Source organism: Shinella sp. BE166 (assembly GCF_051201095.1).
In the GTDB taxonomy this organism is placed as follows: Bacteria; Pseudomonadota; Alphaproteobacteria; order Rhizobiales; family Rhizobiaceae; genus Shinella; species Shinella lacus.
The window spans coordinates 61,796-80,825 of record NZ_JBPEHL010000018.1 but is presented as its reverse complement, the minus strand read 5'-3'; the positions used below and the strand labels follow the sequence as shown (position 1 = coordinate 80,825).

The following is a 19,030-nucleotide window of genomic DNA, read 5'->3' as shown; positions in this document are numbered from 1 at the left end:
ATCAAGAAATGTCGGGGATCCGATCGGCAATCTTCAGCAGATAGTCATCGATGGCTTCCTCGATGTAGCTGTTAAACTTGCGCCGCTCGATAGCGGCGAGGATCTTCAGCTTCTTGTGGACCTCGACGCGGATATGGATACCGGTCGTGACCTTCTCGGTGTCCCGGAAACGCTTACCGGCGATGGGATCGCGGCTTTCGCCCTTAGCGACCAGGTCGCGGAACTGGGTCCGGCCGGCCGCCGCTATTGGCGATGCGCCACCATCATCGTCGGTTTTCGCCGGCGGAGGAGAGGCCATGGGCTTTTCGCGGACGGATGGCCGGTCGCGGCCGGTCGAGATCAGCCCGAGGACGAGATTCTTGCTGTCCGATCCTTCGCTCATAGCAGAGCCTCCTTCGCCGTCGACCTGTAGAGGGTGAGCAGCTCGCCGAGTAGCGTTTCCATCTCGGCGATTGCCTTCGGGTCGGATTTCGCGGCAGTCTGGAGCGTGCCGGCGGCGCCGATCGACTGATAGGAGGCGCGCCGGGCGATCGTCTGCGACGCAAGGGCGACACCGCTCTCCCGCAGGATTTCGCGCAGCGGCTCGTGGGCCTTGGCCCGGCCGGTGACAAGGTCATGCTGGTTGATGACGATCATCGCCGGCAGCTTGCGTTTCTGGTCTTCCTCGACCACCGGAATATGGTTCAGTGCAAGCTGCATTCCGGCGACCACATCATCCTGGGTGGTTTGTAGCGGGATCAGAACGATGTCGGCACAATAGAGACCGGCGAACAGGTTTTCGTTCGTGGTTCCCTCGATATCGATGAAGACGATCTTTCCTTCGAATTGGCGCTCCAGCGCCATCTTGTAGATCCGGTTCGGGTCGAGGCAGCTTACCGCCTCCAGCCGGTCCGGCCAGACGTTCATCTGTTTCGACATCGTGACCCAGCGCATGGTGTTGGCGCGGCTGTCTGCGTCGATCAGAAACACGTCGTTGCCAGCATGGGCGGCCGTTCCTGACAACGCCCGGACAAGCGTGGTTTTCCCGGTTCCGCCTTTCGGGTTGGCGATGGTGACGATCATTGTGGCTCCTTATAGTGGTAAACTATATTTAATTCCTTCGTCCTCTCTCCGCAACGAAATCGTTGCCCGTTGTTCATTGCCCATTGACGATTGACGATTGATGACTGCCCGCTGACAACGGGCAACGGTGAACGGGCAATCATCAATTGCCCGTTGATTATGAGCAATTTCCCTTTTGTAACTAACCGTTGTTAATGGGTAATTGCCAATTAACCGCGATGCCGCTGTTAACCCGAGCACGAACAACGGGCAATTGTTGATATGAAGCGTATTGGCGGGGAAGCTTCGTCCAGGCAGGGGATCGAGAGCGCTTGTCCGTTTGAAGCTGTTTTGGTGGATAAAATATAGTTTAGTTTTATGTGGCAGGATAGTCAAGTTTGTGGTACAAACTCGACGTCGCCCCGCCTCCGGCAGGGCAGTGGTTCGCGCCTCTGGCGCTCCGGGTCGCCTCCGGCAACCTGGCAAGCGGGAAGGAAAAGATGCGGAGCGAGGTGTTGAGGGTCCGACTGCAGCCAGAGGAGCGCGATGCGCTCGCCGCGCTGTGCGAGGAAGGGCGCACCGCCAGCGACGTCATCCGGCTGCTGTTTCGCGAACAGGCGGGCCTTCCGCTCCCGGTCGGGCCAGCCGAGGCCGACGCCCTGCGCGGGACGAACGAGGAACTGCGGCGCATCGGCATCAACCTCAACCAAGCGGTCCGGGCGATGAACGAGGGTCGCGTCGGTTACGAACCGCATCTCGACGCGGCCCTGCGCACCCTCCTCGATGGCGTGTTCCGGCTGCGCGCCGACGTCGATCTGATGCTGCGGATCAGCCGCAAGGAGCGGAGGGGAGCTGGCCGTGGCGCATGACTGGTCCGGACTGCTTGGTGAGATCGAGGCTTTTTCCGCCCGCCGCGCCACCTCGTTGATCGACGAGGAAGAGGAGCTGCGTCGCCGGCGCGTGATCGGGGTCGCTCTGTCGGGCGGGGAGCCGCCGCGCCGATTTGTAGCCAAGGGCATCGCGAGCAAGGCGCACCCTGGCGCCGTGTCGAGAAGTGAGCCGACAATCGCGTCGATCCTGCAAGCGCCGCTGTCATCGCAAAAGGGTGTCATTGCGCTGGTCGGAGCTTTGGGTGTCGGCGACCAGAGGGGGGATGATGACGAGCTGAAGAAGTCGGCCGGCGGGGGAGGGGGCGGGGCGTCCTTTGCAGCCGCGCCCAGTGTCGCCCGTCCTCTGAGCGCGCGGGGCGCAGCGAAGGACAGGTCCAAAGCGGAGACGGCAAGCCGCGCGGCGATCGCCGCCGGTGCGCAGCCGGTGGTGATCAAGGTGACGTCGACCGTATCGAGCCGGGCGTCGGCTGCTGGCCTGATGAACTATCTCGGCACACGGGAAGTCGAGAACGAAAACGGCGAGAAGGGCAAGGTGGATATCCCGGTTTACGATCAGGATGGCCTTGCCATCACCAGCCGCGAAGAGCGCGCCGCCGCGCTCGCGGAGTGGGGCGCGGATTTTCGCGACGCCTATGCGGTCAACGCGCTCGCGACCTTTTCCATCACCCTTTCCGATGAAGTCGACGACGACACGCTCCACGATGCCCTGAACGCCGCCTTCGGGTCGAAGCCCTTCCTCTATTCGCGACATCCGGACGGCAGGGTCTCGATCTATGCGGTGACCAATCTGCCGGCGAAGAAAATCGCCGGCGCGTTAAAGGCACGCGAGAAAGGCGAATGGCCGGCGCGCGCCTTGGAAAATACAGAGTCCGATTTCGCGCGCCGGCTGGCCGACGCCGGCGTGTCGGCCGAGGTCCGCATTCTCGGTGCAGCCGTTTCGGAGAAATCCGGCCGCTACTTCCTCGAAAAGTTCCTGCGCACCGAGAAGTCCATCACCACCAGCGAAGGCGATCCGGTCAAGCGTGGTTCCAGCGTCAAGGAAAAGGCGGATGGCATCTGGCGCGCCTGGTCCTCGCACATTCGCACCGTTGAGCCGCGCAACGCGTTCCATGTCATCTTCTCGGCACGGGCCGGGACCGATCCGGAGGCGATGACCCGCGCTGTTCGGGATTTTCTTAGCGAGCAGGTCGCCGGCCATCGTTGGATCACCGCCCATCATCCCGATACCGGTCACGTCCACGTCCATGTGATGATCTCGGCGCGCGACGATGTCGGCAAGGCGCTGCGGCTGACCAAGCCCGAGCTGTACGAATGGCGCGAGCGGTTTGCGACGAAGGCGCGGGAGCAGGGCATCGCTATGGTCGCCACCCGGCGTGCGGATGTGGCGGCCACGCGGCCCTATAGCCAAGCGCAGGCCGGCGCATATGAACGGGGCAGACAAGATCCTCGCTATCTCAAGACGCCGGCTGTCACCAATCGCGTCGAGCGCAAGCGTGCCGGCGTCGTCGATCGCGCGTCTCTCTCCAATGGAAACCTGGCGCTCGCCCCGAAATGGCAGGCGACCGCGAGCGCCCTGAAGCGGGCCGGCGCGGAACCTTCCGTGATTGCGGCGGCCGACCGGTTCGTAGCTGCGGTAACCGCTCAAGCACCGCATGCTGCTCGGGCCAGCGGCTTCGTCCTGCTCCGGTTGGACGTCGAGCAGACCATGGAACGCGAGACGGTAGCTGTCATTATCGAGGGGGCCGTCGGCGTCGAGGCCAAGTTGATTTCCGCCGAGGGGAAGTCCGTCCGGGTTCTGGCGCCCACGACCGCGAGCGTCAGCAAGATCGAGCGCGAGCTAGCCAAGCAGAACGACGAGTTTGGCCCCGGTTCCGAGATGCGGTCCGTTGCCCGAGATTTCCAGGCGCGGTTGCTGGCGCATGGATTGCGCGCCGCCGTCATCGTCGAGGCGGCCGGCTCCGTCAAGCATGGTGCGCCGTCTCCTTGGCTGCAGAAGAAATTCGATGCCTTGGCGGGGCAGTCCGCTGCGCCGCCGGACGAGCCTTTGGCGGAATTCAAGACCCTGATCGCAACCATTCAACAACAGAAGGAAAAGGCCATGCCCCTATCGTTGGAACAGTTCGACGAGCGCGTCTCACGGGCGAACAAATCCATGGACCGCCTGGAGACGATGGTCGATAGCAGCGCTGAGCGACAGGCCGTCGAGGAGATGCGCAAGGAAATCTCCGCGCTGTTCGAAGAGCAGCGTCGTGACATCCAGATGCAGCAGATGCGCTCGGTCAACGACACAGCGGGGGCAGGGGGCACGCCGCCGCCGGCGCGCGTCGACGAGGCGCGCACTCAGGATCGGCCAGCGCCGGCAACGGTCGATCCCGCAATCGCGGCCCAGCAGCAGGCCATTGCCGCGGGTCGCGCTTCCCGCGCGGCGCGAGACCAGGCTGGCGCGTCGAGGGCTGCCCAGGACGAGCAGCGTCAGCAGATCCTTCGGCAGGCGGAACAGGAACGCCAGCGCGGCAACGACCGCGACGGGGCCGAACGGTAGGTGCGCTTCCCTATTCCTCCATCAAGCCGTCGAAGACTTCCAAGAGGGCGTTGACGATGGCCTGGCCAAGCGCATTGGCAGAGACGGCAACCTCATCGTCGCCCTGGTCTCGGGTGGCGATCGCAAGGTTGCCGCCTTCCTCGGCGACAATCGCTTTCGCCCGCTCGATGGCCCAAAGAGCGAAATCGCTCCGGTTGGAGATCGTCATCGTCTCGGTGGTCTCATCCATGGCGTTTACTCTCCGTCGGCGCAGCACAACCCGCTGTCAGTTTTCCTCTTGCTGAGATCCAGCCATATCGCTTGGCGGGTATCGGGGGAACCATCTTCAGAATCTTACCTTGGGACTGAATTCCGATCCCTGGGATATCCATGAAGCGGCGCATCATCTCGATACCGGCGGCGATCGAGTGGATCTTCTCCGTCAGCGGTGCGATTTTCTCGCAAGCTTCCATTACAGATGCAGCAATGGCAGTACATATGACCGCGGCTGTCGACCAAGCCGACGGTGCGCAGGTGTATTTGGCCCGGAAGGATTGCGATAGGCATCCCCGATCAGACCCCTCTGTCCATTTCCTTGTGTCACATCTGCAGTCGAGTCACTGTTAGCGCAGTACCGTTCGTGCTATAAAGCAGGGGATCCAATCCCATTGGAGTGTCTCATGAGACAGCTCGGCGCGATACTGACAGCGATCACTCTGGCGACGCTTGGAACCGCGAGCGAAGCTCAAGAGCGACAGCCTTTTCATGTTGCCGAGTTCCCGGACAACAGGATTATCAGCTTGGCCATTCTCATGTCCGAAGCGTCCGCCGACTTGCAGTTTGATTACGACGTCGAGGTGGAGCTGACCGAGCATGACCCTGATGGCCAGACGATCTTTGCCGACGATGGGCACCATCTGGTTCGGGTGCGGTGCACGGCGCCGAGAGCTGTCAAGGTGGGGAGCATTCTTTACAAGCTGGGGACGCCTGCTGTGGCGGACGACTGGAAAGGAGACCTCTGGAAGACCCTCTGCTTCCAGCCTGTCTCATAGTAGAGTTCAAAGCGGCAGCACGGGAGTCGAAAAGAAGTATTTTTCCTCTGAGCGAACAGCCGCGCCTCGTGCGAGGCGCGGCTTCGCAGCCTTACTTAACCTGGGTGACGGTCAGCTTGCCATTGACCCGCTCGGCAACGAACTGGACCTTGGCGCCGACCTTGAGCTTTTCCAGAAATGCTTCGTCGGCGACTTGGAAAACCATGGTCATAGCGGGCATTTCGAGGCTTTTCAGTTCCTCGTGAATGAGCGTGACCTTCTTGGCCTTCTCGTCCACCTTCTTCACTGTACCGTTCGTAAACTCTTGGGCGAATGCGCCAGCGGTGGAGGCGAGCGCGATTGCGGCGGCGAGGGTAATCTTCGCGATGGTTTTCATATCAGCTTCCTTTCTGATTACTTCTTGGCGACCGTGACGTCGCCGTGCATGCCCGCATCGTAATGGCCGGGCACGAGGCAAGCGACCTTGAAGACGCCATCATTGGTGAACTTCCAGACGATCTCCCCGGTCTTGCCCGGGGCGAGGCGGATCGCGTTCGGGTCGTCATGTTCCATCTCCGGGAACTTTTCCATGACGGCCTTGTGCTCCATGACCTTGTCTTCCTGGTCCAGAACGAACTCGTGATCGAGTTCACCGGCGTTCTTGATCGCAAACACGATGGTCTGGCCCTTGCGAACCTTGAAGTTGTTCGGGGTGAAAATCATCTTGCCGTCGTCCGTCTCCTTCATGGTGACGCGGACTGTCTGCGTTGCCTTGGACTTGTCGCCAGGTTCCCCGACAGTCATTTCTCCGTGGCCACCTTCATGGGAGCCCGAGGCAAGGACCGGCGTCGCGAGAGTGGCCAGCAGGAGGCCAATGAGTACAGTTTTCATAACTCTGTCCTTTGGTTGAGAGTATTTAATCAGCCGTGATCCGAGTGCTTCGGAGTGAGCTTTGTCTTTGCATCCTTGGCCTTAGGAATGTCCGGAAGCGCTCCCGTCCATTCCCAAGCCTGCGTACCGGGTGGGTTTTCATACCAGCCCGGGTCGCTATAATCGCCCGCTGAGATGCCCTCGCGGACCTTCACCACGGAGAACATGCCCCCCATTTCGATAGGGCCGTGGGGACCCCATCCAGTCATCATGGGAACGGTGTTTTCCGGTATCTCCATCGACATTTCGCCCATATCCGCCATACCGGCGGTTCCCATGGGCATGTACTCGGGACGGAATTGCCTGATCTTCTTCGCAACCTCCTTCTTGTCGACACCGATGAACGTCGGGATTTCGTGTCCCATCGCATTCATGGTGTGGTGCGACTTATGGCAATGGATTGCCCAGTCGCCGACATACTTGGCATCAAACTCGTACGCCCGCATCGCACCGACCGGGATGTCGATGCTGACTTCCGGCCACCGCGCCTCCGGCCGAACCCATCCACCGTCGGTGCACGTCACCTCGAAATCATATCCGTGCATGTGGATCGGGTGGTTGGTCATCGTCAGGTTGCCGACGCGCACACGCACCCTATCGTCCTTGGAGACGACCAACGGATCGATGCCAGGGAAGACACGGCTATTCCAGGTCCACAGGTTGAAGTCCGTCATTTCCATGACACGCGGGACGTAAGTCCCGGGATCGATGTCGTAGCCACTGAGCAGAAATACGAAGTCCCGGTCGACGGGCATGAACTTCGGGTCCTTTGGGTGAATAACAAAGAACCCCATCATGCCCATCGCCATCTGGACCATTTCGTCCGAGTGCGGGTGGTACATGAAGGTGCCGGACTTCACGAGATCGAACTCGTAGACGAACGTCTTGCCGACGGGGATGTGGGGCTGTGACAGACCACCGACACCGTCCATGCCTGACGGGAGGATCATCCCGTGCCAGTGGATGGTTGTGTGCTCCGGCAGCTTGTTGGTCACAAAAATGCGAACACGGTCCCCCTCGACCGCCTCAATTGTCGGTCCCGGGGACTGGCCGTTGTACCCCCAGAGATAGGCTGTCATGCCTTCCGCCATCTCGCGCTCGACAGGCTCCGCGACAAGGTGGAACTCTTTGACGCCATTGTTCATGCGGTAGGGCAATGTCCAGCCGTTCAGCGTTACGACGGGGGTGTAGTCCGGACCTGTCGTCGGGCGCACAGGCGTCTGCGTGGTGGCGGAGTCCATCACGGCTGCTTCTGGAAGCCCCATGTTTGAGGTCTGTCCCCAGGCAGTGGATGAGACGATTGCCGCGCTAGCAGCACCGGCTCCAAGAAACTGTCTTCTATTGAACATCTTCGTTTCCTTTCTCAGTGCCCGCCGCTTTCGGCTTCCTCAGCCGACGCGACTTCGGTCTCCGCCGATGCGGAACCAGTGCTGCCGCCATAGATGACGGGTGCAAGGTTCGCTTCCGCGAGCCAGAAGTCGCGCTTGGCGTTGACGGCAAGGATGGTGGAGTCGATCTTTTCGCGGGTGTCCGCGATCAGTTCGAACGTGCTGGTGATCATGCCGTTGTAGGTAAGGAGGGACTGTTCCTCGATTGCACTACGAAGCGGCAGAACACTGTTTCGGTAGTGACGGGCGATGTCATAGTTCGACCGGTATGCCACGTAAGCGGACCGAGCCTCGGAGCGAACGTTAACCGCTTTTTCCGCAAGCTGATTGGCCGCTCGCATATAGGCGAGTTCGCCTTTCCGCATACGGGCCTGACCGGAATCGAAGATCGGTATCGTGAACTCCAATGACGCGGTCTTCGAGATGCTGCGATGGGTTTTCCCATCCTCACGCTCTCGTTCCTGCTCCAGTGTGCCGACCAGCTCGATGTCGGTGACAAACCGGGTGACATCCTCCAGCTTGTAGGACTGGGCAGTCGCATCAAGCTCCAGGCGTGCGACCTGCAGGTCCATACGTTTGTGGATCGCTTCGGCTTCGATGTCGTCCCGCTTGATCAAGCCCTTCGGCAGCGAAGGCAGGCGGTTCGGAATCTGGAAGTCGATGTCCGAACCCGACAGCCCCATCAGCCGGATCAATTCTTCCTTGGCGAGTTTCGCTTCCAGACGCGCCTTCGCAGTTTCGCCCGTCAGCTCGGCATAGAAAACGTGCTCACGCGCCTGATCGGCCTTCGCCATCGATCCGGCTTCGCCTATCTTCTTCGCCAACTCAGAGGCGGCGTCGGCGGCAACCTTGGCCTGGTTGAGATAAGCAACATTCTCCCATGCAGCTACTGCATTGATCCATGCGCGGCGGGTTTCTGAAGCCAGCGAGATGGTGTCCAATGCTGCGTTCAACTGTGCCTGCCGGAACCGGGTCTCCGCCAGTTTGATGTTCTTATCATAGGTGACCAAAGCAAGAATGTTTGCGGCAATGGCACCTTCCAATACCCGGTACGCTTCGAGACCAGGGGTGCCGATACCGGAAAGTCCCACCGAGAACGACGGGAGGACAGACAGTTGTGTCTGCCAAGCGTCAGCCGCACTGTCGCCGAGATCGGCGTAAGATGCCTGCAAGCCCTTGTTGTTCAAAAGTGCGACCTGTACGGCGGTCTCGACGTCTATGGTCTTTTTGGCCATCAGCGCCTTTACGCGTTCGCGTGTCTGCTCAGCTTGTTGGCGGTTCTGCACCCAGACAGTCTGCTTACCGGTCGCCTCGGAACCCCTCGCAGAGGCGTTGGCGAAACCCGCATCTTTTGCTGAGTACCCCGTGCTGACGCAACCCGTTGCGAAAATCGGAAGCACCAGGGTCGAGATCAGTTTGATCTTCAGCGATACCATCATGCACCTCCGCCGGGTGCTTGAGCATCGTTGAGACCACGCCACGGCTTGGGATCGACCGGCATGCGGTGGGAATAAGCACCCACGGCGTTCTGGTAGGCGATGGGGGCAACATCGACTACCGTGTCGGGATGATTAGACGAGGCAACGACTTCGGGCAGCGTGGATGCGCATCCGCTCACAACGAACGGAAGAGCAGCCACCAGTAACAAACGGTTCATGGTGAAAATCCGAGAAAATAGATGACAGGCGCGTCAGAGCGCGTAATCGCGCAAGACACAGCAACACCCTCAAAGGGCCGCTATTTCTCAGATATTAGGAGGCAGATGCAGACGTGGTGCCAAGCCAACATAGCGCGTGTCATCGATAAAGCCGTGGACCGGTTCGAAACGCGGATGGGCTAGCGTCGTGCTGCCGCAGTCAATGGCCGCGACGCCACAATAGTCCTGACAGCAGCTTTTCTTCGAGCTTTTGGAGTCGGCATGGTCGTGTTGATCGCCATGGTGATCAACGTCGGCCATGGCAGCGTGATCGCTGCCATGGGACATTAAATGGTCCGCCTCGACCTGGGTCGCTTCGACCGGCACTTCCGGATGCATTGCAGCGTTGACCGTAGACAAGCTATATCCAGCCAGTGACACGAGGATCACCAGTCGAAAGGCCAGCGCTACCGCTGCAGATGCGAATCGAAAAATTCCGCTCATACTTAAGTAAATCGCTAGACCCTTGAACATTGTCAATCGACGCTTCTCTCAATCATGGATTCGCGACGTTTGTGTGGCATATCCACCACGCGCTAAAATAGGGAAGCACGCTCGGCAGCTCGTGAGCCGACGAGCGTGTGCTGGCAGTGCCGTCAGTTGCTGCGCTGTTTTTTCAGGTAGTCTGCCTGCGGATCGATGATCGATACTGAGCCGTACCGGCTGTTGGTACGTTCGACCCTGCCGTTGTCCAGAACGCGAAAGCTGACATCGGGGTCGGACACGGACGATGCTGCATCACCCGGATTGCCGTGTCCCTGCGTAATCTTCGCGATGGGCGAAGCGGTTTCGCTGAGAATGGTGTTGGCGAAGGCACCGGAGGTGACGGACAGCAAGGCGACAGCGGTGACGGCGATTCGTTTCATCATGATCTATTCCTCGTTTAAGACTGCTACGTGCAGCATCTGGAATTTAGATCGCTCGTTTTTCGCCCACCTGTCCCGCACTATACAAATTTGTAAACCGGGGATCACAGCATCTGCCGCAAGAATGCCCAAATCTCAGAGCGTTGAAGTGAGCTACCGGTTTCACTACAGGGCCAAAACTCAAGAAGAATTCTTTGCCGCATGAAAATACTTATAATCGAAGATGATCACATCACAGGAACCTACATTCAAAAGGGTTTGAGCACTGCAGGGCACGCAGTAGACTGGCTCCGGGATGGCCGTGACGCGCTCGCGGCGGGCTTGGACCCAGGGTACGATGTTCTCGTTGTAGATCGAATGATCCCTGGTCTGGATGGCCTGAATCTCGTCAAAGGCTTACGAGCAGCGTCGGTACGAACGCCGGTGTTGTTTCTCACGGCGATTAGCGGTGTGGACGATAGGGTCGAGGGTCTAGAAGCAGGCGGTGATGATTATCTGGTGAAGCCTTTTGCGTTTTCAGAACTAACTGCTCGGATTGGTGCCCTCGTTCGACGCCCCCCAATCGCAATAGAAAGGACAAAGTTGCGGGTAGGCGACTTGGAGATGGACCTGGTCACCAGAACCACCTGTCGCGCGGGGCAGCGCATCGAACTCCTACCGCGCGAGTTCTCGCTACTGGAATTGTTGATGCGGAATGAGGGGAGGGTCCTTACAAAAACGATGTTCCTCGAAAAGATATGGAACTTCAATTTCGACCCGCAAAGTTCCGTTGTGGAAACCCACATCAGCCGCCTGAGGGCGAAGATTGACAAACCATTCGAGAATCCACTTTTGCACACCGTCAAGAACACCGGTTATACCTTGCATGCTCGCGGGTAGCGTATTCAAGAGCACGGCTGTCCGGCTCGCAATTATCTATATTGCACTTTTTGTGATTGCCTACCTCGTAGCCAATATCGCGGCCTACCAGATGGTGATTCGATTCCTCGATGACAGGTTGAATGCCAACGTCATGGAACGATATCGGGAAATTACCTCAGCTTACGAGGGGCGCGGTCTCGTCGGCGCAGTTTGGATGATCGAGAGCCATGGCCCTGCCATCAGGGGCCAGGAGACGATGTACACACTGCGAGGCCCCGCTGGCGAACTGGTCGCCGGTAACGCGGAGCTGGCAGATGTGCCAGCAGGGTTCTCGCTGCTCCGGCCGGAGGACCAACACGCAAGCGCGTCGCACTACAAGTTGTTCCGAGGCCCATTGGGTGAAAACGATCTGACCGTTGGTATCAGCTACCGCGACACCGACGAACTGGCCCGGATAGTTTTGATAAGTTTCGGGTGGGCGACCGCGATCATCCTTGCCGTCGGTATGACTGGAGCGGCGATCCTGGCCTATCGCACTCGTAAGCGCATCTTCGTTCTCTCCCGCACCGCGCACGAAATTGGACATGGCGAGCTTTCCAAACGGCTTCCAGTTTCATCTCGGATGGATGAAATCGACGTCCTTTCGTCTGAGGTCAATGTCGCGTTGGCGCGGCTGGAATTGAGCGTTTCTACCCTGAAACAGGTAACCACGGACGTCGCTCACGATCTGAAGACACCGATTGGGCGGACCTTCCTTGTCCTTGAGGATGCCATGGAATCCGATGGGGTCGGGGATATGAGAGGCGGGATCGAAGCCGCCTTGGTCGAACTTAAATCCATTGCCGACACGTTCGACGCCCTCCTGCGGATCGCGCAGATCGAGGCGCGCATCCGAACAGAAAACTTCACCGTGTTCGATCTGAAGCCCTTGGTCACTGACCTTTACGAAATCTACGAGGCTATCGCTGTCGAGGGTGGATACGAGCTGTCCCTGAGTATCGGAAGTGGAGCTTGCCTTATAAATGGTGATCCCGATCTCATCCGGCAGTTGTTGGCCAACCTTCTGACGAACTCAATGAGGCATACGCCAGACGGGTCGAAAATCGCTTTAGAACTCTCGCGTGGCCATCGCACCATCAGTTTGGGCGTTTCAGATAACGGCTCTGGGATTCCTCGTGAAGAACGGAAACGCGTTTTCGACCGATTTTATCGCCTCGAAAAGAGCAGAACGACAACCGGGTCTGGATTGGGTCTCAGCCTGGTCAAGGCAATCGCCGAGTTGCACGGCGCAAATACGGAACTGCTGGATAACGAGCCCGGTCTCCAGGTCGTCACAAAGTTTCGAGAGGCGGAGAACGGGAACCTTTAAGCTCTACCAGGGTTTGCATTTGAGTTTTGGGAGCTTTGAATGCAGGTGCGAACCCAACTTCGGGAAGTTCTGCGCGCGATCAGTGTTTTGCTGATGGTGCTCCACGTCATGGCCGCTACACCCGCTGGGGTACACCAAATGGGGTGTCGCGAGGTTGAGGTTAGCACAAGCGATTCCCACCGGGAGATGCTGCCCACGGGCACTTGCTGCACCAACCTTCATTGCTGCCCGGTCATCCAGGACGTTTCGACACCTGGGGCACCGCTTGCGATCCGATATCTCCCAGAAATGCGGCTTCAGACAGATGTCGCCCTCGTGCTCGACAAATCCATCGACCCGCCCCCTCGAACCCTGTCGCTGTGACGTGTTTTCCTCTCACAAACAGGAGTTCAAAATGAAAATCCTTCTGAAATCATCCGTCGCCGCAATCCTACTGGCCACCGTAGTCGGCTCGTTCCCGGCCGCAGCACAGATGGCGTATCCGGAGAAATGTAAGTCCGACATGGCCAAACCCGGTGACACCACGATGCAAGGCCACGAAATGTCCATGCCCGAAATGACTGACTACCAGAAAGACTCGATGGACGGCATGAAGATGATGAACATGAACATGATGCAGGGAATGATGAAAAAAGACCCTGACGTCTCGTTCGTGTGCGGAATGATTGCGCACCATATGGGTGCAATCAGCATGGCTGAGGTCGAACTGAAACACGGCGATAACGCTGAGGCCAAAGCGGCAGCTCAGAAAATCATCGACGATCAAACGAAGGAGGTCGAAGAGCTGACGTCCTGGGTCGAGAAGGAGGTCAAGTGATGCATCATCAATCCTCCGAGATGAAAGCCTGCATCGAAAGCTGCTTGGCCTGTTACAGCGAGTGTCTATCTATGGCGATGGGGCACTGTTTGGAAGTGGGCGGCAAGCATACTGAGCCTGCGCATTTCAAGCTGATGATGGCCTGCGCCGAGATTTGCCGGACGTCGGCTCAATTCATGCTCATCGGTAGCGGGCACCATAAGCACATTTGCCGAGAATGCGCCGAGATTTGCCGCCAGTGTGCCGATGATTGCGAACGGGTCGGCGATATGCAGGGCTGCGTCGACGCATGCCGCAGATGTGCGGAAAGCTGTGAACAGATGGCCGCGTGACCTGACGTGGCCCCGACGACTCCTCGTCGGGGCCACCACTTCATTTACGTGCAGCGCGCAACGATGACGACGTTCGTGAGCATGTAGAGGTTGGCACGAATTGTGATTTCCTCTTGGCTGCGGGTACTCACTACGGTGCGTTGGGGTCCATGGTAGGCTCGCAGAAATCTGAGCTTCCCTGTGTACCGCTACAGAACTCACGTCTAGGCTATCATAGGGCCGCGCTTCTAAGCCTGAGCGAGTTGCCAATTACGCTCACCGACGACAGCGCCATGGCTGCCGCTGCGATGATCGGAGACAAGAGCAGCCCGAAAGACGGGTATAGAATACCGGCTGCCACTGGCACACCCGCCGCGTTGTAGATAAAGGCGAAGAACAGGTTTTGGCGAATATTTGCCATCGTTGCTCGGCTGAGCTGACGGGCACGTACAATTCCCTGTAGGTCGCCTTTCAGCAGGGTGACACCAGCACTTTCGATAGCAACGTCGGTACCGGTACCCATGGCGATGCCAACGTCGGCAGCTGCCAGGGCAGGAGCATCGTTGACACCGTCGCCCGCCATGGCAACGATTTTGCCCTCGCTTCTCAGTCTGGAAACAATCTTGCTTTTGTCTTCGGGAAGCACCTCTGCCTCTACTTCCGAAATCCCCAGACGACGTGCCACCGCAAGCGCCGTCGTCTTGTTGTCGCCAGTTAGCATCACCACCCTGACCCCTTCCGCGACAAGGTCCTTGACGGCTTCCGGGGTTGTCGCCTTCACGGGGTCGGCGATAGCAAACAATCCCTCGACATGCCCATCGGCAGCCATGAAGATGACCGTTGCGCCCTCGTTTCGCAGTTCTTCGGCGTGAACTGTGACCGAGGATACGTCGATACTGTTTTCTTCCATGATCCGGTGGCTGCCGAGGATTAGCTTTTTGCCATTGACGACCCCCGTCACGCCCTTGCCCACCGGGCTGTCAAAGTCCTGAGCATCCCCAACGGCGATTCCGCGTTCTGTCGCCGCGTTGACAATAGCAAGGGCGAGCGGGTGTTCGCTCGACCTTTCAAGCGTCGCTGCCGTCTGGAGCAGGTCAGTTTCGGAGACACCGTCACGCGGAACGATAGCGGTTAATTTTGGCCGACCCTCGGTTAGGGTTCCGGTTTTATCGACTACGAGCGTATTGACCTTTTCGAACCGCTCAAGTGCCTCCGCGTTCTTGATCAGGACACCAAGCCCAGCACCTCGGCCAACGCCGACCATAATCGACATGGGTGTAGCGAGGCCGAGCGCGCACGGGCAGGCGATAATCAAAACTGCGACAGCTGCAACAAGCCCATGGGCGAAGCGCGGCTCAGGGCCAATAAAGAACCAAACAAAGAAGGAGATGATCGCCACGGCGATGACTACCGGCACGAACCACCCGGAAACTTCGTCTGCCAGACGCTGGATAGGAGCCCGAGAACGCTGAGCCTCTGCAACCATTTTCACGATCTGGGCAAGCATGGTGTCCTTGCCGACCTTACCGGCTTCCATGATGAAGCCACCGGTCTGGTTCATCGTGCCTCCGATCAGCTTTGAACCAACTTCCTTTGTAACCGGCATCGATTCGCCGGTTATCATGGATTCGTCGATGGAGCTGCGACCTTCCAGCAGGGCACCATCGACCGGGATCTTTTCACCCGGCCGAACACGCAGGCGGTCTCCGACCGATACAGCGTCGAGGCCAATATCCTCGTCGCTACCGTCGTCGTTGACGCGCCTTGCGGTCTTTGGAGCCAGATCGAGAAGCGCACGTATAGCCCCCCCGGTCTGTTCCCGCGCCCGAAGCTCCAGTACCTGGCCAAGCAACACGAGAACCGTGATCACCGCCGCCGCCTCGAAATAAACGGCGACTGCACCCTCGCTGGAACGAAATGTTTCCGGGAAGATACCCGGCATGATCGTCGCGACCACGCTGTAAATCCAGGCGACGCCGGTGCCCATCGCAATGAGCGTAAACATGTTCAGGTGGCGGGTGATGATGGACTGCCAGCCTCGTTCAAAGAATGGCCAGCCGGCCCAAAGAACCACCGGTGTCGCCAAAACCAGCTGGACCCAGTTCGAGGTCTGTGGCCCGAGCACCATGTGCAGGTTCGTCAGGTGCCCGCCCATTTCCAAAACAAGCACCGGCACAGACAGGATTAAACCGATCCAGAATCTGCGGGTCATGTCGGCCAGTTCGGGGCTTGGGCCCGTCGCGACCTCCGGTGTTTCCGGTTCCAGAGCCATGCCGCAGATTGGGCAGTTTCCCGGCCCTGGCTGACGAACTTGGGGATGCATCGGGCAGGTGTAAACGACACCCTCGACTTCATCGACGGACGTTGCAGTCTTTAGTGGAACCACGTTCGATGAGTGATCATGGCCATGTTCGTGTCGATGGTGGGCATGCCCACGATGTTCGCTCGTCATGTCAGCCTCCCGTTAAATTGCGCCGTCATAGGTGATGAACGACATCATACCCGTCGCCATATGGTAGAGGTGGTGGCAATGCAGCGGCCAGCGACCCTGGTTTATCGCATCGAAGGCGATGGTAACCTGGGTCATGGGCGGAAGGACCACAGTGTCGCGCACCGCGCCTGTCAGTTTCTTTCCGTTGATCTCGACGACCTGGAAATGGTGACCATGCAGGTGCATAGGGTGAGCCATCATCGACATGTTGTGCATCGATATCTGTACTCGCTGCCCCTTGGCGACACTCAGCGGCTCCGTCTCTCCGATACGCCAAGTGTACTTCGCCATGTCGCCAGTGAGCATCAAAGTGTATTGACGATCAGGAGGACGGACCGCCAGCGGCGTCAGGCTCAGGAACTGCTGCTCCAGTGCGAGGTCGAGGACGGGACCCTTTTCCGTGCCCAGGGCATCGATTTTGTCCACTTGGGCGTCGGCGGTGGCAAGGACGATGCCTGTTCGTTCCTTGGCTCCTTCGCGCAGGGCCAAAATGGGAAAAGTGCCCGGTCCGGCGGGCAGTTTCACTCTGATATCGACGCGCTGGCCCATGGAAACAGGGAAGCGACGTCCGACGATTGGGACGATATCTATTCCGTCGACTGCAATCAGCTCACCGTCGACGGAGCCTGTGTCGATGGTGAAGGCCGTCGCTGTGGCACCATTGATGATGCGCAATCGGACTCGGCCACCCTTCTCCACCTGAACAACCTCGGGATCATCAAGGGTCCGGTCGTTGGCGAGATAGGCGTCGTATTCGATGTCGTTGAGGTCCATGGTCTGCATGTCCATCGTCGGCATCGCCGTGGCTGCATCACCATCCATCGGCATCTGGTGACCGGCATGCTTGTTCGTCAGGATGGTCGACATGTCGCCATGGTCCATCAACATCCCCTGCGCAGACCCTTCAGACTGGAGGCCCGCCAGCAACTCTTCGGGCGATCTGAACGAAAAATCATGGAGGAGGACCACCACTTCCTGTTCGTCAGTTGCCCGATCTCCGGCGGTACGTACAATCAAAGGTGCCGCCAAAAGGCTCTGTTCCTGAAGGGTGTGGGCATGCATCCAGTGGGTGCCGCCGTTGCCAACGGGGAAATCGTACAGTCTGGTTTCTTTCGCGTTCAAAAGCGCCGCAGGATTGTCAGGAACTCCATCCATACTCCATGGAGGCGTTAGCCCATGCCAGTGGATCAAGGTTTCCTCTGCTGTTTCATTGAGGAGGCGGACATTGAACTGTGTTTCCGCGTCCAGGACGAGTCCTGCTCCGCCGTTGCGGTTCGTGAGCCCGAACACGGATGCAGGCTTACCGTTCACTTCAAGCACACGTTTTCCGATAATCAAGTCGGTCACGGGTGCGCTGGCTCGGGCGACGGCGGCACCCAGTGGAGAAATTGCCGCTGCGCCGATGGCCAGCGTTTTCAAAAAATGTCGACGATGCATGGTGTCTCTCTCGATCTCGGTCGGCATGCCGACCATGTTGTTGATGATTGTGCCGCGCGTGGGCACGAGGTCGTCAGGCAACAGATCGAGGGGGTTCAAACCCAGGTGAGGGGACATGCCCTGAAAGGCGCACCAGCCAATGTATTTGTGGGCGAGCGGAAAACGGCGCTCTTATCTCTGGGATTGAATCGGCAATCGTCGTAAGGCAGACCGGGCAAGGGGAGCTGCAGCAAGTCTTGTCATTGAGCGCATCATTTGACTTCGCCGCACGGTGGTGATCCTGCTCATGCACGACGGCTGAACTTTGTGCGCTATAACATGTGTGGGCGACGGCGTGCGAAACAGGCGCGCTTGAGAAGATTGCGGCGGCGATTAGCGCTACCACAACCCTCCAGAAGCCCGATCTCTTGTCACACCAGCTCATTGCTCAACTCGCCTTCGCCCACATTGAACGTTACTCGTTCAAGCCCTGCTGACATTGATCTCTGTCAACACAGCCGCTCGTACGGTCATCCTGCGCCTTCCAACAGTGGGAAGGTCAAGAGGTTTTTTGAATATTGCGCTTTCATCCCCGTCTGGCCGCAGGGCACTCCGAGGTGATTTACCACTGTTCGGTTATAATTGGGGCGATCCTGCATCTATGACGCAGTTCGGTCATAAGCCTCTGCCAGCTAGCAATGGACGTGAACTCTTGGACAAGGTTTCCCCAGCGATGATGAGGTAGCAAGTCCAGCGTTTTTTCAACGGAATGGCAACCGCTATCGCACCGGTTTATTCAATCCACGACATACCTGAGCGTTGGCGCAGAGGCTTAAATGGCAAAACACATCCCGAAAGTGAGCCACATGTCGCGATGTCTGGGGACTGTCGCTGTGCTTGTGCTCTGCGTCACGCTTGCTGAAGCCGCGGCCAACGTGGGCAGCGTTGTCGTCAATCGCCAGCGGGACATGAAGGAAATTGCGGTGGCGGCGAAAACCATTGCCGCGATGTTCAAGGCACCCGATACGTATTCGTCGGCTACCTTCGGAGAAGCGGCGAGCACGGTTAGCGAGCGGGCGGGTCAGCGATTGACCGATCATTTCGGCGTGATCGGAGCCGCAGAAGGGTCGAAAGTAACCGAGGCACTTACGACCGATTATGATCGATTTGAAAAACTGGCTGCCGATCTCAAGGCCTATGCAGAGGTATTGGCCAAGGCTGCTGACGAACACCCGAATGCCATGACGGACGATATGCGGATGAACGAGGGGGAGCTTATGGAAGGTGGCATTCTAGGTTCCCGGAAAAAGATCGATGCATCCGCGATGTCGGCGGAACATGCATTCCATATGATGTTGCAGACCTGCACGTCGTGCCACTCGAAATTCCGCGCGAAGTAGCG

20 protein-coding genes are annotated in these 19,030 nt (G+C 58.6%); 8 read left to right on the top strand and 12 right to left on the bottom strand.

The genetic code is table 11. The annotated features are described in order from the left end of the window. Position 1 precedes the first annotated feature (1 nt). Both J2Y63_RS29765 and J2Y63_RS29760 read right to left on the bottom strand, forming a co-directional pair. The gene (locus J2Y63_RS29765) at positions 2–382 is read right to left on the bottom strand and encodes a hypothetical protein (protein ID WP_226923743.1); all 381 of its coding nucleotides are present in this window, start codon (positions 380–382) and stop codon (positions 2–4) included. Continuing rightward, positions 379–1,062, bottom strand: coding sequence for a ParA family protein (locus J2Y63_RS29760; RefSeq protein WP_226923742.1), 684 nt, complete (start codon positions 1,060–1,062; stop codon positions 379–381). The genes J2Y63_RS29765 and J2Y63_RS29760 overlap by 4 nt, the downstream gene beginning before the upstream one ends. A 377-nt stretch (positions 1,063–1,439) precedes the next feature. On the opposite strand from J2Y63_RS29760, the gene J2Y63_RS29755 reads away from it, so the two are divergent. Together J2Y63_RS29755 and J2Y63_RS29750 are read left to right on the top strand one after the other, a co-directional pair. Beyond that, positions 1,440–1,910: a MobC family plasmid mobilization relaxosome protein gene (locus tag J2Y63_RS29755; protein ID WP_226923740.1), complete on the top strand. Its 471-nt coding sequence runs from the start codon at positions 1,440–1,442 to the stop codon at positions 1,908–1,910. After that, on the top strand, positions 1,900–4,473 hold the full coding sequence (locus tag J2Y63_RS29750; protein WP_435269011.1) for a relaxase/mobilization nuclease domain-containing protein: 2,574 nt from the start codon (positions 1,900–1,902) through the stop codon (positions 4,471–4,473). The genes J2Y63_RS29755 and J2Y63_RS29750 overlap by 11 nt, the downstream gene beginning before the upstream one ends. Positions 4,474–4,483: 10 nt before the next feature. Here the strand turns inward: J2Y63_RS29750 and J2Y63_RS29745 are convergent, their stop codons facing one another. Beyond that, on the bottom strand, positions 4,484–4,702 hold the full coding sequence (locus tag J2Y63_RS29745; protein ID WP_226923736.1) for a hypothetical protein: 219 nt from the start codon (positions 4,700–4,702) through the stop codon (positions 4,484–4,486). A gap of 430 nt (positions 4,703–5,132) precedes the next feature. Between J2Y63_RS29745 and J2Y63_RS29740 the strand changes: the two genes are divergently transcribed. Beyond that, positions 5,133–5,504 (top strand): hypothetical protein, encoded by a 372-nt coding sequence (locus J2Y63_RS29740; protein WP_226923734.1) that lies wholly within the window; start codon positions 5,133–5,135, stop codon positions 5,502–5,504. A 91-nt stretch (positions 5,505–5,595) separates the two neighbouring features. Here J2Y63_RS29740 and J2Y63_RS29735 read toward each other — a convergent pair whose 3' ends face one another. The 7 genes from J2Y63_RS29735 to J2Y63_RS29705 form a co-directional block, all read right to left on the bottom strand. Continuing rightward, positions 5,596–5,880, bottom strand: a complete 285-nt coding sequence (locus J2Y63_RS29735) for a copper-binding protein (protein WP_226923732.1) — start codon at positions 5,878–5,880, stop codon at positions 5,596–5,598. Between the two features lie 17 nt (positions 5,881–5,897). Then, a complete protein-coding gene (locus J2Y63_RS29730) occupies positions 5,898–6,374 on the bottom strand; it encodes a cupredoxin domain-containing protein (protein ID WP_226923731.1) in 477 nt (158 codons plus the stop codon). Between the two features lie 29 nt (positions 6,375–6,403). After that, positions 6,404–7,762, bottom strand: coding sequence for a multicopper oxidase family protein (locus J2Y63_RS29725; RefSeq protein WP_306041598.1), 1,359 nt, complete (start codon positions 7,760–7,762; stop codon positions 6,404–6,406). Positions 7,763–7,776: 14 nt separating this feature from the next. Then, positions 7,777–9,237, bottom strand: coding sequence for a TolC family protein (locus J2Y63_RS29720; RefSeq protein ID WP_306041755.1), 1,461 nt, complete (start codon positions 9,235–9,237; stop codon positions 7,777–7,779). Beyond that, positions 9,237–9,458: a hypothetical protein gene (locus J2Y63_RS29715; protein ID WP_226923729.1), complete on the bottom strand. Its 222-nt coding sequence runs from the start codon at positions 9,456–9,458 to the stop codon at positions 9,237–9,239. Before J2Y63_RS29715 ends, J2Y63_RS29720 begins: the two co-directional genes overlap by 1 nt. An 87-nt stretch (positions 9,459–9,545) precedes the next feature. Beyond that, positions 9,546–9,977 (bottom strand): hypothetical protein, encoded by a 432-nt coding sequence (locus tag J2Y63_RS29710; RefSeq protein WP_306041595.1) that lies wholly within the window; start codon positions 9,975–9,977, stop codon positions 9,546–9,548. Positions 9,978–10,093: 116 nt separating this feature from the next. After that, positions 10,094–10,366, bottom strand: coding sequence for a hypothetical protein (locus J2Y63_RS29705; RefSeq protein ID WP_226923725.1), 273 nt, complete (start codon positions 10,364–10,366; stop codon positions 10,094–10,096). A gap of 198 nt (positions 10,367–10,564) precedes the next feature. On the opposite strand from J2Y63_RS29705, the gene J2Y63_RS29700 reads away from it, so the two are divergent. The 4 genes from J2Y63_RS29700 (at position 10,565) to J2Y63_RS29685 (ending at position 13,742) form a co-directional block, all read left to right on the top strand. Next, positions 10,565–11,242: a winged helix-turn-helix domain-containing protein gene (locus J2Y63_RS29700; protein ID WP_226923723.1), complete on the top strand. Its 678-nt coding sequence runs from the start codon at positions 10,565–10,567 to the stop codon at positions 11,240–11,242. Then, a complete protein-coding gene (locus J2Y63_RS29695) occupies positions 11,229–12,593 on the top strand; it encodes a sensor histidine kinase (RefSeq protein WP_306041591.1) in 1,365 nt (454 codons plus the stop codon). Before J2Y63_RS29700 ends, J2Y63_RS29695 begins: the two co-directional genes overlap by 14 nt. A 394-nt stretch (positions 12,594–12,987) precedes the next feature. Beyond that, complete coding sequence (locus J2Y63_RS29690; RefSeq protein WP_306041589.1) at positions 12,988–13,410, top strand: DUF305 domain-containing protein; 423 nt, start codon at positions 12,988–12,990, stop codon at positions 13,408–13,410. After that, positions 13,410–13,742 carry a four-helix bundle copper-binding protein gene (locus J2Y63_RS29685; protein WP_226923718.1) on the top strand — a complete coding sequence of 111 codons (333 nt, stop codon included), beginning with the start codon at positions 13,410–13,412 and terminating at the stop codon, positions 13,740–13,742. The genes J2Y63_RS29690 and J2Y63_RS29685 overlap by 1 nt, the downstream gene beginning before the upstream one ends. 211 nt (positions 13,743–13,953) lie before the next feature. Here J2Y63_RS29685 and J2Y63_RS29680 read toward each other — a convergent pair whose 3' ends face one another. Next, positions 13,954–16,173 (bottom strand): copper-transporting P-type ATPase, encoded by a 2,220-nt coding sequence (locus tag J2Y63_RS29680; RefSeq protein WP_226923716.1) that lies wholly within the window; start codon positions 16,171–16,173, stop codon positions 13,954–13,956. A 12-nt stretch (positions 16,174–16,185) separates the two neighbouring features. Continuing rightward, positions 16,186–17,649, bottom strand: a complete 1,464-nt coding sequence (locus tag J2Y63_RS29675; RefSeq protein ID WP_226923748.1) for a multicopper oxidase family protein — start codon at positions 17,647–17,649, stop codon at positions 16,186–16,188. Positions 17,650–18,464: 815 nt separating this feature from the next. On the opposite strand from J2Y63_RS29675, the gene J2Y63_RS29670 reads away from it, so the two are divergent. Next, positions 18,465–19,028 (top strand): cytochrome c, encoded by a 564-nt coding sequence (locus J2Y63_RS29670; RefSeq protein ID WP_226923714.1) that lies wholly within the window; start codon positions 18,465–18,467, stop codon positions 19,026–19,028. Positions 19,029–19,030 lie beyond the last annotated feature (2 nt).

Coding starts and splice junctions, on each gene's coding strand:
- J2Y63_RS29765 (WP_226923743.1), bottom strand. CDS start 382: ATGAGCGAAGGATCGGACAGCAAGAATCTCGTCCTCGGGCTGATCTCG.
- J2Y63_RS29760 (WP_226923742.1), bottom strand. CDS start 1,062: ATGATCGTCACCATCGCCAACCCGAAAGGCGGAACCGGGAAAACCACG.
- J2Y63_RS29745 (WP_226923736.1), bottom strand. CDS start 4,702: ATGGATGAGACCACCGAGACGATGACGATCTCCAACCGGAGCGATTTC.
- J2Y63_RS29740 (WP_226923734.1), top strand. CDS start 5,133: ATGAGACAGCTCGGCGCGATACTGACAGCGATCACTCTGGCGACGCTT.
- J2Y63_RS29735 (WP_226923732.1), bottom strand. CDS start 5,880: ATGAAAACCATCGCGAAGATTACCCTCGCCGCCGCAATCGCGCTCGCC.
- J2Y63_RS29730 (WP_226923731.1), bottom strand. CDS start 6,374: ATGAAAACTGTACTCATTGGCCTCCTGCTGGCCACTCTCGCGACGCCG.
- J2Y63_RS29725 (WP_306041598.1), bottom strand. CDS start 7,762: ATGTTCAATAGAAGACAGTTTCTTGGAGCCGGTGCTGCTAGCGCGGCA.
- J2Y63_RS29720 (WP_306041755.1), bottom strand. CDS start 9,237: ATGGTATCGCTGAAGATCAAACTGATCTCGACCCTGGTGCTTCCGATT.
- J2Y63_RS29715 (WP_226923729.1), bottom strand. CDS start 9,458: ATGAACCGTTTGTTACTGGTGGCTGCTCTTCCGTTCGTTGTGAGCGGA.
- J2Y63_RS29705 (WP_226923725.1), bottom strand. CDS start 10,366: ATGATGAAACGAATCGCCGTCACCGCTGTCGCCTTGCTGTCCGTCACC.
- J2Y63_RS29700 (WP_226923723.1), top strand. CDS start 10,565: ATGAAAATACTTATAATCGAAGATGATCACATCACAGGAACCTACATT.
- J2Y63_RS29695 (WP_306041591.1), top strand. CDS start 11,229: ATGCTCGCGGGTAGCGTATTCAAGAGCACGGCTGTCCGGCTCGCAATT.
- J2Y63_RS29690 (WP_306041589.1), top strand. CDS start 12,988: ATGAAAATCCTTCTGAAATCATCCGTCGCCGCAATCCTACTGGCCACC.
- J2Y63_RS29685 (WP_226923718.1), top strand. CDS start 13,410: ATGCATCATCAATCCTCCGAGATGAAAGCCTGCATCGAAAGCTGCTTG.
- J2Y63_RS29680 (WP_226923716.1), bottom strand. CDS start 16,173: ATGACGAGCGAACATCGTGGGCATGCCCACCATCGACACGAACATGGC.
- J2Y63_RS29675 (WP_226923748.1), bottom strand. CDS start 17,649: ATGCATCGTCGACATTTTTTGAAAACGCTGGCCATCGGCGCAGCGGCA.
- J2Y63_RS29670 (WP_226923714.1), top strand. CDS start 18,465: ATGGCAAAACACATCCCGAAAGTGAGCCACATGTCGCGATGTCTGGGG.